Origin of the sequence: Curtobacterium sp. ME26, assembly GCF_903970945.1 — a bacterium.
GTDB lineage: Bacteria > Actinomycetota > Actinomycetes > Actinomycetales > Microbacteriaceae > Curtobacterium > Curtobacterium citri.
Window position 1 is genome coordinate 1 of sequence record NZ_CAJCKG010000013.1, and the last position, 17,201, is coordinate 17,201.

The window sequence follows — 17,201 nt, forward strand, 5'->3', positions numbered from 1 at the left end:
GGGGGGGGGGGGGGGGGGCGGGGCAGGTTCCCCTGTCCGGCGGCGAGCGGGCGGATCCCGTGCGCCGCGCCTCCCGGCCCCGTCAGGTTCCGCCCGCTCGCGGAGCACGACCGCGGGCGGGCCCGGAGCCCGCTCTCCGGACGCGCGAGCGGGCTGGACCGGCGCCTCCCGTCCGCCGAGCCGAGCACGTTCCGCCCGCTCGCCCCCTCGCACCATCCCCACCCACACCCCGCCTCCAGCCGTCCCACGGCGCTCCGACCGGCCGACCGGTTCCTGCACACAGCGCCCCGACCGATCGCCCTCCACAGCAGCGGCCGACACCCACCACCGACGATCCCGGTTCCGGCACCGTGTCTCCATGGACTTCGCAGCAGGCTTCCCCGCCTCGCTCCGCGGACGCCCCTTCCGCGTCCGTGAGGCGCTCCAGCGCGGCGTCTCCGCCGCTCGCCTCCGTTCGCGGCGCTTGGTCCGCCCCTTCCACGGCACCCGGTGCTGGACCCCTCCGGTCGGCCACGTGGAGCGTGCACTGGCCGTCGCACCCCGCCTCCGACCGGACCAGGCGTTCAGTCACACGACGGCAGCCCACCTGCTCGGGATCCCGCTGCCACGTCGCCTCGAACGCGATCGGCGCATCCACGTCACGACGATCGGCACGGACCAGGCCATCCGCGTCCGCGGGACCGTCGGACACCCGAGCCAGCGCGGCCGAGCGTCGGTCGTGCACTCCGGCACGACGCGGATCGTCGACCCCGCGAACACCTTCGTCATGCTCGCGCGGGTGCTCACGGTCGACGAACTCGTCGTGGCCGGTGACGCACTCGTCGGCTGGCTCAACTGGTGCACGCCGGACGAGCTGACCGCCGCGGTCCGTCGGCACCGCGGCGCTCGGGGCATCCGGCGGGCACGCGCTGCCCTCGCGGAGATCCGCCCGGGATCGAGGAGTCCCGGCGAGACGCGGCTGCGCCTGTCGCTCGTCCGTCGCGGACTCCCGCAACCGGCGCTGAACCACGACGTCGTCGTCGACGGGCGCTGGGTCGCGTGCGTAGACCTCGCCTACCCCTCCGCCCGCGTCGCCATCGAGTACGAGAGCGATCTCCACCGCACGGACCCACGCACGTTCCGGAAGGACCTGACGCGTGGCGAGGACCTCAAGGACGCCGACTGGTGGCTCGTCCGCGCGACGTCCGACGACGTCGGTCACGCAGCCGACCGGTTCGCCGAACGCGTCCTTCGACTCCTGACGTCGGGAAGGGACGGGAGGCACGACACCCGCCACAGACGGCCCCTCCAGACGATCTGGTGAACTTTGGTTGACGCTTCAACCAAACAGGTGCAGAATGGGGTACGATCTGATCGATGCAGGCGCATGTAATTGCCGCCTGCTCGGGAACCGCAGACCACCGCCTCGTAAGGAGTCACCATGACGCTCAACGCCTCCGCCATCCCCGGCTACCAGACCGGCACCTGGAAGATCGACCCGACCCACTCCGAGGTCACCTTCTCGGTCCGCCACCTCGCCATCAGCAAGGTCAAGGGCTCCTTCGAGCGCTTCGACGCGACCCTCGTCACGGCCGAGAACCCCCTCGACACCTCCCTCGAGGCCTCGATCGACGTCGCGAGCATCAACACGAACCAGGCGCAGCGCGACCAGCACCTCGCCACCGGTGACTTCTTCCTCACCGAGGAGCACCCGCAGATGACCTTCAAGTCGACCGGCATCCGCGAGGACGGCGACGACATGCTCATCGACGGCGAGCTCTCGCTCCGTGGCGTCACCAAGAACGTCACCCTGAAGACCGAGTTCGGCGGCGTCACCACCGACGGCTACGGCCAGGTCAAGCTCGGCGCCGAGGCGACGACGAAGATCGACCGCACCGAGTTCGGCGTGAACTGGAACGCGGCGCTCGAGGCCGGTGGCTTCACGCTCGGCAACGACGTGACCATCAACCTCGACGTGCAGTTCGTCCTCCAGGCGGCCTGAACCACCGAGTAGCTCGAACCCCGGTCGAGCGGCGCTCCAGCGCTGCATCGACTGCAGGACACCGAACGAACGCTCTGCAGTACCCGGCGAACGGCCCGGCTCCTCCCCCGCGGAGCCGGGCCGTTCGGCGTTCCACGGGTCCCGCCGCGGGGCTCACTCGTGTGTCCCTGCACGTATTCCGCCCGCTGCCGGGAACACGGCTGGGAGCTCGTCGAGAGCGCGGACGCCCGGCCCGAGCGGGAACGCTTCCCCACGCCGAGCGGGCGGATCCCGCGCTCTGACCCGCGCGGAGGCGGCACGAACCGCCCGCCCGCTCGCCCGGAGTCCGCTCCGCTCGCGCTCCGGGCAAGCGCTGGAACGCCGGAACGCCCTTCCCACCACCGCGGCCCCTTCATGTCCGCGAGCGGGCGTAGCGTGTCGTCCAGCCCGAGCGCGAGCGCGGGAATCGCCCGTCCGCGAGGGCAGTTGCACCCGGCACCCGTCCCGACGAAGAGGAGCACCACCATGGCCACCGACTGGATCGCACTGCAGTCGCTCGCCGCCGAGGAGTTCGGCCGCCGGATCGTCGCCGTGACCGACTGGGATGCCCCCACTCCTGACTCGGAGTGGACGACCCGCGACCTCGTCACGCACGTCATCGACGAGCAGCGGTGGATCCCGAAGCTCCTGACCGGCTGCGACTACGCCCAGGCCGAAGCAGACCTCGAACCGATCGGCCCCGATCTCCCCGGCGAGTGGGCGAAGTTCGCGGCGGCAGCCTCCGACGCCTGGCGGAATGCGCCCGCTGACACCCCCGTGCACCTGAGTACGGACGTCGTCCGCGCCGACCAGTACCTCACCGAGCAGACGAGCGACATCACCATCCACACCTGGGACCTCGCCCGCGCGACCGGCACGGACGAGACCCTGCCGGACGAGCTCGTCCGCGCCGTGTGGGAGTACTTCGAACCGCAGATCGAGGACCTCGCGGCGACCGGGCTCTACGCGGCCCCGGTCGAGGTGGACGCGGACGCACCGCTCCTCGTACGCCTGCTCGCCGTCACAGGCCGCGATGCCAAGGTGAACGCATGACCGCAGAAGAACCCCGCTCGACACCAGCGGGCGGAAACGCACCTCACACCGACGCGCCCGCAGCAGACAACGCCCGCTCGACGCCAGCGGGCGGAAACGCTCCTCACCCGGACGCGCAGGCAGCAGGAAGCGCCCGCTCGGCCCAGCCCGACACCAGCACCAGCGCCCCCACCAGCGCCAGCGCCGACGCGAGCACGAGCCCCGCGGCCGTGCCAACCACGCGCCTCGGGCGGACGGGCCTCGAGATCAGCCGGATCGTCCTCGGCATGATGTCCTACGGCGCCCCCGACCAGGGCTCCCACTCGTGGAGCGTCGACATCGACGCCGCCCGACCCTTCGTCCGTCGCGCCTACGAGGCCGGCATCACCTCGTTCGACACCGCCAACGTCTACTCCGCGGGCTCGAGCGAGGAGATCACGGGGCAGCTCCTCAAGGAGATCGCCCCGCGCGAGGCGGTCCAGGTCTTCACGAAGGTCTTCAACCGCATGCGACCGGGCCCGAACGGCGCCGGCCTCTCGCGCGCCGCGATCATGCACGAGATCGACGCCTCGCTCACCCGACTCGGCACGGACTACGTCGACCTGTACCAGATCCACCGGTTCGACCCGCACACGCCGGTCGAGGAGACGATGGAGGCGCTGCACGACGTCGTCAAGGCCGGCAAGGCTCGCTACATCGGCGCGAGCAGCATGTGGACGTGGCAGTTCGCGCAGATGCAGCACGCAGCCGAGCTGCACGGCTGGACGAAGTTCGTCAGCATGCAGGACCAGTACAACCTGCTCGAGCGCGAGGAGGAGCGCGAGATGCACCCGTTCGCGCAGGCGACGGGTGTCGGCGTCATCCCGTGGAGCCCGCTCGCCCGCGGCAAGGTCACCCGCCCGTGGGACGCGCAGGGGTCGGGCAGCCGCTCGGACACCGACGAGTTCGGCAAGACGCTGTACCGCCAGGACGAGGACGCGAACCGCGCGATCGTCGACGCGGTGCAGCAGGTCGCCGAGGCGCGTGGCGCGAGCATGGCGCAGATCGCCCTCGCGTGGGTCGCCGGGAAGCCCGCGGTGACCGCGCCGATCATCGGTGCGACCAAGGAGCACCACATCGACGACGCGGTCGCCGCGACCGCGATCGAGCTCACCGACGACGAGGTGTCGCGACTCGAGTCCGCGTACACGCCCCGGGTGCCGTCCGGTTTCTGACGTCACGCGGTCGCGCCCAGGTCCGCGCCGCTGTCCGACTGCTCCCGCAGCCGCGCGATGCGTACGAGCGCTGCGCGCTCCGTGCCGGGCGTGGTCCCGAGCACCGCACCGATCCCGTCGAGCACCACGCCCGCGACCCGGCGGACCGGCAGCTCCACCGGCCCGACGGCCGGCGTCCGGAGCCCGAGCATCGAACGGTGGCGCGGGTCGAGCGAGGCGACCGCCCCGTCGAAGAGGGCACGGTACCCGGGCCGCAGCAGCTTGGCGACCGGCGGGTCCTTGATGAACCGCACGACGTCGTGGGTCCGGGCGTCGGCCTTGAGCTCCCCGCGGTCGAGGTACCCGTTCATCTGCGCGCGGAGCTCGGCGTCGGACTCCGGCGCGTCGTCGACGCCCATCAGCCGCCCGGCGACGGCCCACTCACGGACGTACGCATCGGCGCCGCCGGGGATCGGGGCGCCCCAGAGCTGTGCGCTCCGCAGGAAGGCGTCGGTGAAGGCGAGGTGCACCCAGCGCGCGAGGTCCGGGTCGTTCGCGGCGTAGGGCCGGGTGACCCCGTGCCCGTCGACGTACTCGCCGACGACGCGCTCGTGGAGCTTCCGCACCCACTGGCTGGCGTGCGTGGCCTGCTGCGTGTCGCCGTGCGACACCGTGTAGATCCAGCGGATGGTGCCGGCGAGGCGACCGAACGGGTCCTCGCGGTAGCGGGAGTGGTCGGCGACGCCGGCGAGCGCCCCGGGGTGCAGGGCCTGCACGAGCAGTGCCCGGACCCCGGCGAGCACGGTGTGGTTCCCGCCGTGCACGGCCCAGGTGGCGGACCCGGGGCCGAAGAAGCCGGCGTCGGAGCCCTGTTCGAGCTCGTCGATCCAGGCGGGACGCTCGGTCGCGCCGTTGGTGAAGGTGTCGTTGAGGCGGGAACGGAACGCGTCGGACACGGAGGGCATGCGCCCATCGTCCGTCGTGCCCCTGACAGTGGGCCCTGACAGTGGGCCCTGAGAACGGGCCCTGACAATGCCGACCGCCCCGCCGGTAGGTTGGCCGGGTGAGCATCGACACGCCTCGTCCCTGGCTTGCCTCGTACGCCCCGGGGGTCCCGCACGACATCGACGAGCCCACGGGCTCGCTGTACGACATCGTGGAGGGATCCGCGCAGCAGTTCCCGGGGAGGGTGGCGCTCGAGTTCTTCGGCAGGACGACGTCGTACGCCGACCTCGAGGAACAGATCCTCCGGGCGGCGAACGGCCTCCGCAAGCTCGGCGTCGGTGCGGGCGACCGCGTGGCGATCGTGCTGCCGAACTGCCCCCAGCACGTCGTGGCCTTCTACGCGGTGCTCCGGCTCGGCGCGATCGTCGTCGAGCACAACCCGCTCTACACGGCGCGCGAACTCCGACACCAGTTCGAGGACCACGGTGCGAAGGTCGCCATCGCCTGGGACAAGTCCGTCGCGACGCTGCAGGACTTCCCCGCCGACCTCGCGCTCGACGCGATCGTCTCGGTCGACCTCACCCGCGCGATGCCCCGCACGACCCGGATCGCCCTGTCGCTCCCCGTGGCGAAGGCCCGTGCGTCCCGCGCGAAGCTGACGACGACGGTCCGCGGCACGACGAAGTGGGACGACCTGGCGTCGACCCGGAAGCTGTCGAAGCGCCACCCGCGCCCGGCGACCACCGACGTCGCGCTCATCCAGTACACGTCCGGGACGACCGGCGTGCCGAAGGGTGCCGTGCTGAGCCACCGCAACCTCCTGGCCAACGCCGCACAGGCACGGGCCTGGGTCCCGACGATCCGCCGGGGCGACAACACCGTCTACGCGGTGCTCCCGATGTTCCACGCGTACGGCCTGACGCTGTGCCTGACCTTCGCGATGAGCATGGCCTCACGGCTCGTGCTCTTCCCCGCGTTCGACCCGGCACTCGTCCTCAAGGCGATGAAGCAGCACCCGCCGACGTTCCTGCCGGCCGTGCCGCCGATCTACACGCGCCTGCAGCACGCCGCCGACTCGGCGAAGGTCTCGCTGCAGGGCATCGAGATCGGCATCTCCGGTGCCATGCCGCTGTCGCAGAGCGTCGTCGAGCCGTGGGAGGCCCGCACCGGCGGCTACCTCGTCGAGGGCTACGGGCTGTCCGAGTGCTCCCCCGTCCTGATGGCGAACCCGGTCTCGCCCGAGCGTCGGCTCGGCGCGATCGGCCTGCCGCTGTCCTCCACCGAGGCGCGTGTGGTCGACCCGGACGACCCGTCGAAGGTGCTCGGCACGGGCGAGGCCGGCGAACTCCAGGTCAAGGGCCCGCAGGTGTTCCGCGGCTACTGGGGCAAGGCCGAGGCGACCGACGAGGTCTTCACGCCCGACGGCTGGTTCCGCACGGGCGACGTCGTGTCGATCGACGCCGACGGCTTCGTCAGCATCGTGGACCGGCTCAAGGAGCTCATCATCACCGGCGGCTTCAACGTGTCGCCGTCCGAGGTCGAGGACGCCCTGCTCAAGCACGCCAGCGTCCGCGAGGTCGCCGTCGTCGGCATCACCCAGTCCGGCAACGAGCAGGTCGTCGCGGCCGTCGTGCCGAAGGACCCGGCGACCTTCGACGCCGAGGCCCTGCGCGCGTGGTCCCGCGACCAGCTCGCGGCCTACAAGGTGCCGCGGCGCATCGTCGTGGTCGAGGACCTGCCCCGGTCGATGATCGGCAAGGTCCTCCGCCGCAAGGTGCGCGACCAGATCACCGGGCGGTAGCGCTGCCGGGTCGCCGACGACCCGGCAGCGCGAGCAGCCCCAGTCCGACGACCACGAGCCCGATGCCGGCCCAGCCGACCGCGCCGAGGTGCTCCCCGACGACGAGCACCGCGAGGACCGCCGCCACGACCGGTTCGAAGAGCGACAGCAGGGTCGCGACCGAGGCGCTCACGTGGCGGAGGCCGGCCGCGTAGAGCGAGTGGCCGAGCACCGTCGGGACGAGCGCGAGGTACCCGAACACCGGCCAGTGCGTGGGAGCCAGCGCGTCCGGCCCGGCGCCGACCGTGCACCAGAGCACGAGCACCACCACGAGCGGGACCGCCGCCAGCCCGAACACCGCGCCGACGACGGCGCGCCCGGGAACGACGACGGCGCGTCCGGGAACGGACGCACGAGCGGCCACCGACGCCACGCCGGGCGTGCCTGCCGCGCGCATCCCCCGCGCGACCGCCCACGAGTACGTCGCGTACGTCAGGCCGGCGACCAGCGCGCTCCCGAGCCCGAGCGGCAGCGAGCCGCTGCCCGGCGCCTCCGACCGCGCGACCGTCACGACGACCATGCCGACCACGCTGACCAGGGTGGCGACGACCCACCTGCCGGAGACGCGCCTCCCGTCCGCTGCCCACTCGACGAGGCCCGCGAACAGCGGCGACGTCCCGATCGCCACCGTCGTGCCGAGGGCGACCCCGGCCTCCGCCAGCGCCGCGTAGAACGCGACCGCGTACACGACGAGCGACGCGGCACCGAGGACCACCCAGCGACGAGTGTCTCGCTGCACCAGGGCACGCACGGCGCCGCGACCGGTCGTTGCGGCGAGCAGGAGGCCGCCGAGCCCGAACGTCACCGCCCCGAACACGAACGCAGGCACCCCGGGCGCGAAGTGCGTCGCGGTCCCCGTCGTGCCCCACACCGTCGCGGCGACGAGGACCGCCGCCGAGCCGCCGACGACCGGACGGGAGGAACGCCCGCCGCCCGCCACGGACGTCACGACACGTGGACGGTCGGCCTGCGGTGCACGTCCGGTTCGGCTTCGCGGAGGACCTCACGGGTGACCGGGGCGACGTCGCCGACACCGGTGAAGACGAAGCGCAGGGCGTTCCGGATCGGACTGCCCTCGTTCCACTCGAAGTAGATGCTCGGCACCACACCGGCGATGTCGCGCACGGCGAGCAGCGTCGACGCGATCGTGTTCGGGACGTTGCCGGACCGGACACGGAGCACGCGGTGTCCCTGGACGACGTGTCCCTCGACCACCAGGTCCTCCTCGAAGTCGGAGGAGTCGGCCTGCAGGACCTCGAGGAACATCGTCGGCACACGCGCCGGGATGCCCGAGTCGCGGCGTTCCTCACGACCCTTCGACCGGTACGCCTCGGCGGTGCCGGCACCCGGCTCGTTCGCGATGATGCAGACCGAGCTGAACTGGTCGGCGTCGGCCTCGATGAACTGCCGCGCGACGGCGTCGAGCTCGATCGACGACGCCCGGAGCTCGAACGACCGCCGGACGCGGGAGACGAGCGACACCACGACGATGGCGATGATGAAGACCGCCGCGATCCGGACGCCGTCGGGCCGCTCGATGACGTTCGCCACGGTCGTGTAGACGAACACGACGGCGATGATGCCGAAGCCGATCGTGCGCTTCTTCTGCTGCTTCCGCCGAGCGGACAGCGTCACGGCGACGGCCGCACTCGTGATGAGCACGAGGACGCCGGTCGCGTACGCGCCGCCCTGGGCGTCGACGTTCGCCTCGAAGATGATCGTGATCGCGAAGGCGATGAGCGTGAAGATGATGACGAGCGGTCGAGTCGCGCGGGCCCACTGCGGTGCCATGCCGTACCGCGGCAGGAAGCGCGGGACGAGGTTCAGCAGACCCGCCATCGCGCTCGCGCCGGCGAACCAGAGGATCGCGACGGTCGAGAAGTCGTACACCGACCCGAACACGTTGCCGAGGTACTCGTGCGCGAGGAACGCCAACGCGCGACCGTTCGCGCCGCCGCCCGGCTGGAACTCCTGCTGCGGGATGAGGAACGTGGTGGCGATCGACGACGTGATGAGGAACGTGCTCATGATGATCGCCGCGGTCGTGAGCAGCCGCTTCGTCCCGCGGATCCGGCCCTCCGGCCGACCGCTCGGGTCGTCGCCCGCGCCGCCGCGCACCTGCGGCATGACGGCGACACCGGTCTCGAAGCCGGACAGGCCGAGCGCGAGCTTCGGGAAGACCACGAGCGCGATGCCGATCATGACGAGCGGGTTGCTGTGCTGCGCGGTCAGGTTCGACCACCAGTCGGTGGCCACGACCGGGCGCTCGAACACGTGCCACAGCGCGACGACGATCACGACGGCGTTCAGCAGGAGGAACACCGCGACGAGCCCGACGGCGATCCCGATGGCCTCCTTGAACCCGCGGAGGAAGACGATCCCGAGCAGGAGCAGCAGCACGAGCGTGATCGGCACCGGGATCTCGGTGAACCAGTGCGGCGTGAACGGGTTCTCGGCGATGTGCGCGGTGGCGTCGGCGGCCGAGAGCGTCATCGTGATCATGAAGTCGGTCACCGCGAACCCGAGCAGCACGAGCACGAAGAGCTTGCCGGCCCACCAGGGCAGGAGCTTCTCGAGCATCATGATCGAACCGGCGCCCTTGAAGCTGTCCGACGCCACCCGGCGGTACACGGGCAGCGCGCCGAACAGCGTCACGAGCACGAGCACGATGGTCGCGATCGGCGACAGCAGCCCTGCGGCGAGCGCGGCGATCGCGGGCTGGTAGCCCAGCGTCGAGAAGTAGTCGACGCCGGTCAGGCACATCACGCGCCACCACGAGTGGGTCTTCTCGACCTCCACCTGGTGCGGGCCCTGGTGCGAGGCCCCCTGGTCGGCACCGTGCAGCATCCAGCCCCGCAGCCGGCTGCTGCGCTCGGCGGGTCGCTCGGTGGCACCGCGCTGGGCGGCGCGCTCGGCTTCGGTCGCGGTCACGAGAGACGATGGTAAGCGGTCCGGACCACGCTCCGGGACCCCCGGTCGAGGATCGGTGGACGGTGCGTCACCCCGCGCTGATCCGCGTGTACTTCCGCACGGCCAGGGGCACGAACACGACGAGCAGCACCGCGATGCCGACGAGCACGGTCGCGACGGGGTGCTGCATCGTCCAGACGTCGGGCACCGGGGCGGTGCCGACGTTGCCGAACAGCTCCCGCGCGGCCTGCACGAGCGACGAGACGGGGTTCCACTCGGCGAAGACCCGCAGCACGAGCGGCATCGTGTCGCTCGGGACGAACGCGTTCGAGATGAACGTCAACGGGAACAGGACCATGAAGGACGCGTTGTTGATGACCTCCGGCGTCCGGACGCTCATCCCGAGCAGCGCCATCACCCAGCTGAAGGCGTAGCTGAACAGCAGCAGCAGGCCGATCCCGGCGAGGAACTCGTGCGGCGCCGACTGCACGCGCCACCCGACCGCCAGGCCGGTCAGCATCATGATCACCATCGAGATCGCGTTGAGCACGAGGTCCGAGTTCGTGCGCCCGACGAGCACCGCGGACGACGCCATCGGCAGGGTGCGGAAGCGGTCGACGAGCCCCTCCTTGAGGTCCTGCGCCATCGCGGAGCCGGAGAACGTCGCCCCGAACACGACGGTCTGCGCGAAGATCCCGGCCATGAGGAACTGCGTGTAGTCGGTCCCCCGCACCTGGATCGCCCCTCCGTACACCTGGCTGAAGAGCAGCACGAACATGATCGGCTGCAGCACGGCGAACACGAGCATGTCCGGCGAGCGCTTGATCTTCGTGAGGTTCCGCTTCGTGACGGTCCAGCCGTCCTCGAACCCATCGCCACGGGCGAGGTCACGACCACCGGCAGCTGCCGTCGGGTCCGTGCGTCGACGGCGGTCACCGCACACGCTCCGGCGTCGCGTCCGTCGTGTCGCCGCTCGCGACCGCGTCGGCACCGTCGGCTCCACCACGGTCGCGTCGGCCCGGCCGGGAGGCCCGCCCCGCGTCCGTCCCGCCCGTCGCGTCCGACGCCTCCCCCTCCACGGCCGTGGCCGCGTGTCCGGTCAGGCGCAGGAAGACGTCGTCGAGCGTCGGCCGCCGCATGCCGGCGTCGTGGAGCCGGACGCCGGCCTCGTCGAGGTCGGCGAGCACCCGCTGGAGCGCCACGGGACCGGCGTCCACCGCGATGCCGGAGGTGCGCCCGTCCGCCGAGGTCTCCACGGCACCCACGCCGTACCGACGCAGGGTGGTGACCACGGCCTCCCGGTCGTCCTCGTCGACCAGCGTGACGACGACCCGGTGGCCGCCCACCTGGGCCTTGAGCTGGTCCGCGGTGCCCTCGGCGATGACCCGGCCGTCGTCGATGACCGCGATGTCGTCCGCGAGCTGGTCCGCCTCCTCCAGGTACTGCGTGGTGAGGAGCACGGTGGCGCCGTCGGCGACGAGCCCCTCGATGATCCCCCAGAGCGCGAGCCGGCTCCGGGGGTCGAGCCCGGTCGTCGGCTCGTCGAGGAACAGCACGCGCGGGTTCGCCACGAGCGCCCCCGCGAGGTCGATGCGCCGCCGCATGCCGCCGGAGAAGCCCTTGACGGGACGGTCGCCGGCCTCGGCGAGGTCGAACACCTCGATGAGCTCACGGGCCCGTGCCCGGGCCGCCCTCCGGCCGAGGTGGTACAGCCGCCCCACCATCTCGAGGTTCTCGGCTCCGGTCAGGTTCTCGTCGACCGCGGCGTACTGCCCGGACACACCGATCGACCGGCGGGTCGCCTGGGGTTCGGCCACGACGTCGACACCGTCGATCGTCGCCCGACCGCTGTCCGGCACGACGAGCGTCGTGAGCACCTTCACCGTGGTGGTCTTGCCGGCGCCGTTCGGGCCGAGCAACGCCGTCACCGTGCCCTCGGGGACGGAGAGGTCGAGTCCGGCCAGTGCGTGCACCGGACCCGACCGTGATCGGTAGGTCTTGGTCAGCCCGGAGGCTTCGATGATGGCCATGTTGCTCCTCGTCGTCCACGTCGTCGTGGGGCGGCGGGAGCGTCGACGTCACTCAGACGTCGAAGTCGCCACCGCCGAAGTCGCCGAACCCGCCGCCGAAGTCGCCTCCGCCGTCGCCCCAGCCCGCGCTCTCGAACCCGCCGCCGTCGGCTGCGCCCGCGTCGCCGGAGCCACCGTCGGCCGCGCCACCGTCACCGGAGTCGGCACCAGTGTCCTCCGAACCGCCGTCTGCCGCAGCGTCGGTACCGCCGTCGAACGATCCGGCGTCGGGCAGGAACGCGCTCATGAGCGTCGACCCGATGACGTAGCCGGCGACCGTACCGAGGATCGACGCACCGATCATGCGACCGAACGACGGACCGCCGCCGCGCTGGCCCATCATGCCGCCGCCGCCCATGCCGCCGCCGTTCATGCCGCCGAGCGAGCGCTCCATGAAGCCGGGCTGCCGGATCTCGGACCGGGTCGCCGCCTGGGCGAGCGACCGGGGGTCGTCGCCGCGCGGGGCCTCGCCGTCGGGGGCGCTCCGCGTGAACTCGTCGTAGACCATCCGGCGCTGCTCGGGCGTCAGGGTCGCGAACGCCTCGGCGTGGACCTCCTCGATGCGCTCGGGCGGGGCCGTGCGGAGCAGGTAGCGGTACCGCTCGACGGCGCGCTCGTCGTCGGAGGAGGCGCCCCCCTGCTGCCCGGCGCCCTGCTGGCCGGCACCCTGCTGGCCGGTCCCCTGTGCGGGGCCGCCCCACTGCGGCGTGCCGTACTGCTGGCCGCCGTACTGCTGCCCCTGCCCCTGCCCCTGCCCCTGCCCCTGCGACACGGGGGGCACCTGGTAGGACTGCTGCCCGTACCGGTAGCCCTGCTGGGGCTGCTGCTGCTGGGGCGGCTGGGGCTGTCCCCACTGGTCCTGCTGGCCACGGTCACGCTCGGGTCGGCCGAGCAGTCGGTCGAGGAAACCCATGTCGTTGCTCCTTCGGTGCGGTCCGACCCGGTCGGGTCGGTCCGTCGCTCCCCACCGTAGGCAGCGACGACGACCGCTGACTGTACGCCTGCACAGAACTGGCCGAGAGCCGCGTCAGCGACTCCCGAGCGCGCTCGTCCACACCGCGTGCAGCTCGTCCGCGGCGCCGGCGTGCGCGACCAGGAACGGTTCACCGACGCGCGGGAAGCCGTCGACGGAACCGGCCCGGGTCAGCACGACGCCGCCCGCCTCGAGCACGAGCAGCACGGCCGCCCCGTGGTCCACCGGGTCGAACGCGGGGACGCACCCGCCGATCCCGCGGCCGGCGGCGACCTGCGCGATCGTCAGCGTGCTCGAGCCCATCACCCGGACGGCGCACGACCGGTCGGCCAGGGCCTCCGCGAGCGCACCGAGTGCGGCCCACGCCCCGGGACCTCCGGACTCGGCGCCGACCACGGCACCGGCGAGCGCACGCGGGGCGTCGTCGAGGCGGAGCGGGACGTCGCGGACGACCGCCCCGCGACCCCGGCGGGCCTCGAGCACCTCACCGCGCCACGGGTCCGCGACGACACCGACCACGGGGCGACCGCCGCGGGTCAGGCAGAGCGACATCGCGGTCCAGGGCAGCCCGTTCACCAGGTTGGTCGTGCCGTCGACCGGGTCGAGGTACCAGCGGTACCGGTCGCCGGGTGCGTCCCCGTACTCCTCACCGGTGAAGCCGTGCGTCGGGAAGGCCGCCCGGACGCGGGCGCGCACGAGGCGCTCGACCGCCCGGTCGACGTCGGTGACCGGTGCGGCGGGGACACCTCCGGACGGCAGCCCACCGACCGGGTGCTCCCGGGTGAAGGCGATGACCTCGTGAGCGATCCGGTGCGCGAGGGCCTGTGCACGCGTCGCGACCTCCTCCTCGGTCGGCTCACGGTCGGGTCGCGCCCAGCCGTCCCGCTCACCACCGGCCAGCACGGCCCGCGCGGAGGCGACGTCGTCCGTCGCGATGAGGTCGGCGCCCAGGCGGGCGGCCCACCGGACCGGTTCCGCCTCGTCGACCGTCCGCACCGCGACCGCCATCCCGGCCTCGTGGGCGGCCAGGACGGTGTCCGGCGTCAGGAAGACGTCGTCGACCACGAGCGTGGTGGCCCCGAGGCCGTCCGTGTCGTCCGCGGTCGGCGCCGCGAGGGACTCCCAGGGCAACCAGGTGTCCGCGTCGGGCAGCGCGGCCCGGACCGTGGCGAGCACCTCCGGCGTCCCGGTCCACGCCACGGCCGTGTCCCAGGTCGACGCCGCGACCGTGCGCGTGGCGACGAGGGCGTCCGCCGGGTCCTCGATCCGGAGGAGCAACCCGGAGCGGCACCCGTCGAGGCGTTCGAGCACGGCATCGAGGCGCGGGATGCGGTCGAGCCCGTTCCCCAGACGGGCGACGTCGCACCAGGGGACGTCCGCGACCCGGCGGGGATCACCCCAGAGCCGTCCGAGGGTCTCGTCGTGCAGCAGCACCGCGACGCCGTCGGCCGTGCGGCGGACGTCGACCTCGACGACGTCGGCGCCGAGTGCCTCCGCGACGGCGATCGCCGGCAGCGTGTCCTCGCGCCGGACCCGAGGAGCGCCCCGACGAGCCACGAGCCGCGGGAGGGTCCGTGCGCCGCGCCCGTCGCGGTCCGGTCCGACGGTGGCCTGGTCGAGCGTCGTCATCCCGGCATGCTGTCGGGCCGGGGTGGCCTCCGGGTGACCAGCGGGTGAACGCGGTCCGGATCAGACCCGGCCGCGACCCCGTCGGCCCGAGCGGGCGGCGACCAGGCGGACGACCGTGCGCCACCCGAGCAGGAACACCGCGAGCGAGATCGTCGCGACGATGACGAAGGACAGCGGCAGCGGGTCCCCGGCGACGTCGCCCTGCCCGGTCAGCACCCGGAGCAGCATCCCGATCGCGACCGTGGCCACCCAGACGACGACGCCGGTGGGCCACAGGCGCATCGGTCGGGCCCACCCGCGTACGACCAGCCAGCCCACCGCCCAGCCGGCCAGGAACGGGTACGCCGTCGTCCAGAGCCCGATCGGCGATGCGGCCTCGGCGTGGGACGACCGCCCGATCAGCGCGAACGCGACGATGAGGACGATGTCGACGACGGCTGCGAGCCAGCCCCGGGTGCGAGTCACGAGTCCATCGTCCCACTCCGCCGGGCGCCCTCAGAACAGGCCGTCGCGTCCCGCCTCCGGGCCGTCGAACCCGCGGAACATGTCCGAGACGAGCGCGGCGATCTGCGGCTCGACCAGGCGCTCGACGGCCTCGGCGATCCGCGGCCGGTGCTCCACGAGCGCCAGGCACACCGCGGTCCCCGTCGCGCGGGCGCACTCGTCCGACAGGGCGATCTCGTGCCGGAGCGCTGCCTTCGCCTCGTCGGACAGCGGCTCGCGCGGCTCCTGCTGCCCCGCCCCGGTGCCGGTGAGCTCGTCGAGGGTGAACAGGAACGGCTCGCCGGGCGACGGCTCCGGGTCGACGTCGAGGCCCTGGAACTCGGGCGACAGGCCCTCGGTCGGTTGGTAGCCCGCGTGCCGCTTCCGTGCCGCGGCGCGTTCGAGCTCCCGTTGCAGCAGCGGCAGGTTCCTCGCCGTGTACTCGTCGACGGCGTCCTCGACGATGGTCGAGATCCGACCGATGAGCGCGTGCTGCACGGCGTGCGGTACGTCCGGCCCGAAGCCCGCGGCGGTCGCGATCGGCGACCCCGTGCACTTCCGGCAGATCCGGGTCCGAGGACGGGCGGTGCCGATCTGCCACCGCGGCAGCCAGCGGAGCCAGAGGTCGACGGCGCCCCGCACACGCCCGTCGATGCCGTCCATCCCTCAACACTAGGCCGGGCGGCCGCGATCACCCCGGGCCGCGCGCGAGCGGGCGGAAACGGGACCGGGAGGACGCGCGACGGCACACCTTCCGCCCGCCCGCCGCAGGACGCCGTCCGCGACTCGGCCCAGCCCCGCTCGGGCTCGTCTCGGTGTCCGTCCCCGTCCACGCACGCGAGCGGGCGGAAACGGGACGGGAGGCGCGTGCGGACCAGCAGGGACCGCCCGCCCGACGCGGGACGCCGTCCCCGGTTCGGCCGCCCCGCACCCACGAGCGGGCGGAATCGGACCCTGCTGTCGGCTCGCCGGCGCGCGATCCGCCCGCTCGGCGCGGGAGCGCACACCACACGCCCGCATCGCCCGCGAGCGGGCGGAAACGGGGCGGGAGGCGCGTGCGGACCAGCAGGGACCGCCCGCTCGCGCACTGCGGGACGGACGGGAGGCGCGGCGCCGCCGAACGCGAGGCCCGCGTCACGACGGGGCCGGGTCCTCAGCCCTGCGGTTCCGTCACGAAGTCGATGAGTTCCTCGACCCGGCCGAGCAACTGCGGCTCGAGGTCGGCGAACGTCCGCACCTGCCCGAGGATCCGCTGCCACGCCCGGGCGACGTCGGCCTGGTCCTCGGCGGGCCACCCGAGGTGCTGCAGGATGCCCTTCTTCCACTCGATCGAGCGCGGGATCGTCGGCCACGCCTCGAGCCCGAGGCGCGCGGGCTTCACCGACTGCCAGACGTCGACGAACGGGTGCCCGACCACGAGCACGTGCGCGCCCCACTTCCCGCGCATCACGGCGTCGGCGAAGCGGGACTCCTTCGACCCGGGGACGAGGTGGTCGACCAGGACGCCCACGCGGCGGGAACGGTCGGGGCGGAACTCGTCGAGCACGTCGGCGAGGTTGTCGACACCCTCGAGGTACTCGACGACGACGCCCTCGACGCGGAGGTCCGACCCCCAGACCTTCTCCACGAGCTCGGCGTCGTGCCTGCCCTCGACCATGATCCGGGAGGGCAGGGCGACGCGAGCACGTTGCGACTCGACGGCGAACGAGCCGGAGGCGGTGCGGAGGCGACCGCCGCCGGAGGCCTGGCGGACCGCCGGAGCCGAGCCGGGCCTCCAGTCCGAGTGGACGCCACCGATCCGACCGGCCGGGCCGGCGGGTGCCGCGGCAGACCGACCGACCGGGGCCTGCGGGCGGCCGAGCGTGACGAGCTCGCCCTCGAGCAGGAACTGCCCGGTGAAGGGGAAGGCGCGGGTGCGGCCCTTCCAGTCCTCGAGGGAGACGTTGCCCGCCTCGAGCCCCACGACGGCCCCGGCCCAGCCGGAGTCCGGGTCCTCGAGGACCATGTCGCGCTCGAGCGGCACCTGCCGCACCTTCTTCACGCCCTTCGCGCGCCAGTCACCCGAGAGCACGTCGCTGCCGTACCGGTCGTCGTCCACCCGGGAAGCGTAGTGTCGACGGGTCCCGCA

General features: G+C 72.9%; 15 protein-coding genes. 5 read left to right on the forward strand and 10 right to left on the reverse strand.

Going from position 1 to position 17,201, the window contains the following annotated elements:
- Window positions 1-358: 358 nt before the first annotated feature.
- From H7A69_RS07260 to H7A69_RS07275, 4 genes are all read left to right on the forward strand, one after another.
- Window positions 359-1,303: a hypothetical protein gene (locus tag H7A69_RS07260; protein ID WP_182046453.1), complete on the forward strand. Its 945-nt coding sequence runs from the start codon at window positions 359-361 to the stop codon at window positions 1,301-1,303.
- 117 nt (window positions 1,304-1,420) lie between these two features.
- Complete coding sequence (locus H7A69_RS07265) at window positions 1,421-1,981, forward strand: YceI family protein (protein ID WP_069711585.1); 561 nt, start codon at window positions 1,421-1,423, stop codon at window positions 1,979-1,981.
- A gap of 504 nt (window positions 1,982-2,485) precedes the next feature.
- On the forward strand, window positions 2,486-3,052 hold the full coding sequence (locus tag H7A69_RS07270) for a TIGR03086 family metal-binding protein (RefSeq protein ID WP_182046454.1): 567 nt from the start codon (window positions 2,486-2,488) through the stop codon (window positions 3,050-3,052).
- 209 nt (window positions 3,053-3,261) lie between these two features.
- A complete protein-coding gene (locus H7A69_RS07275) occupies window positions 3,262-4,245 on the forward strand; it encodes an aldo/keto reductase (protein WP_259346124.1) in 984 nt (327 codons plus the stop codon).
- 2 nt (window positions 4,246-4,247) lie between these two features.
- Here H7A69_RS07275 and H7A69_RS07280 read toward each other — a convergent pair whose 3' ends face one another.
- Entirely contained in the window at window positions 4,248-5,189 is a 942-nt protein-coding gene (locus tag H7A69_RS07280; RefSeq protein WP_182046455.1) for an oxygenase MpaB family protein, read from the reverse strand.
- A 98-nt stretch (window positions 5,190-5,287) separates the two neighbouring features.
- On the opposite strand from H7A69_RS07280, the gene H7A69_RS07285 reads away from it, so the two are divergent.
- On the forward strand, window positions 5,288-6,970 hold the full coding sequence (locus H7A69_RS07285; protein WP_182046456.1) for a long-chain-fatty-acid--CoA ligase: 1,683 nt from the start codon (window positions 5,288-5,290) through the stop codon (window positions 6,968-6,970).
- Here H7A69_RS07285 and H7A69_RS07290 read toward each other — a convergent pair.
- The 9 genes from H7A69_RS07290 to H7A69_RS07330 all read right to left on the reverse strand — a co-directional run bounded on the left by H7A69_RS07290 (window position 6,957) and on the right by H7A69_RS07330 (window position 17,171).
- Window positions 6,957-7,958, reverse strand: coding sequence for a DMT family transporter (locus H7A69_RS07290; RefSeq protein WP_182046457.1), 1,002 nt, complete (start codon window positions 7,956-7,958; stop codon window positions 6,957-6,959). The two genes, H7A69_RS07285 and H7A69_RS07290, sit on opposite strands and share 14 nt — an antisense overlap.
- Window positions 7,955-9,940 carry an amino acid transporter gene (locus H7A69_RS07295; protein ID WP_182046458.1) on the reverse strand — a complete coding sequence of 662 codons (1,986 nt, stop codon included), beginning with the start codon at window positions 9,938-9,940 and terminating at the stop codon, window positions 7,955-7,957. Before H7A69_RS07295 ends, H7A69_RS07290 begins: the two co-directional genes overlap by 4 nt.
- A 67-nt stretch (window positions 9,941-10,007) precedes the next feature.
- Complete coding sequence (locus tag H7A69_RS07300) at window positions 10,008-10,862, reverse strand: ABC transporter permease (protein ID WP_182046459.1); 855 nt, start codon at window positions 10,860-10,862, stop codon at window positions 10,008-10,010.
- Window positions 10,852-11,949 carry an ATP-binding cassette domain-containing protein gene (locus H7A69_RS07305; protein WP_182046460.1) on the reverse strand — a complete coding sequence of 366 codons (1,098 nt, stop codon included), beginning with the start codon at window positions 11,947-11,949 and terminating at the stop codon, window positions 10,852-10,854. The genes H7A69_RS07300 and H7A69_RS07305 overlap by 11 nt, the downstream gene beginning before the upstream one ends.
- Before the next feature lie 52 nt (window positions 11,950-12,001).
- Complete coding sequence (locus H7A69_RS17430; RefSeq protein WP_259346125.1) at window positions 12,002-12,901, reverse strand: hypothetical protein; 900 nt, start codon at window positions 12,899-12,901, stop codon at window positions 12,002-12,004.
- 114 nt (window positions 12,902-13,015) lie between these two features.
- A complete protein-coding gene (locus H7A69_RS07315) occupies window positions 13,016-14,590 on the reverse strand; it encodes an inositol monophosphatase family protein (protein WP_182046461.1) in 1,575 nt (524 codons plus the stop codon).
- A 60-nt stretch (window positions 14,591-14,650) separates the two neighbouring features.
- Window positions 14,651-15,055, reverse strand: coding sequence for a DUF3054 domain-containing protein (locus tag H7A69_RS07320; RefSeq protein WP_182046462.1), 405 nt, complete (start codon window positions 15,053-15,055; stop codon window positions 14,651-14,653).
- Window positions 15,056-15,085: 30 nt separating this feature from the next.
- Window positions 15,086-15,736 carry a spermidine/putrescine ABC transporter substrate-binding protein gene (locus H7A69_RS07325; RefSeq protein WP_069711592.1) on the reverse strand — a complete coding sequence of 217 codons (651 nt, stop codon included), beginning with the start codon at window positions 15,734-15,736 and terminating at the stop codon, window positions 15,086-15,088.
- Between the two features lie 490 nt (window positions 15,737-16,226).
- A complete protein-coding gene (locus H7A69_RS07330) occupies window positions 16,227-17,171 on the reverse strand; it encodes a DUF3097 domain-containing protein (protein ID WP_182046463.1) in 945 nt (314 codons plus the stop codon).
- Window positions 17,172-17,201: the final 30 nt, after the last annotated feature.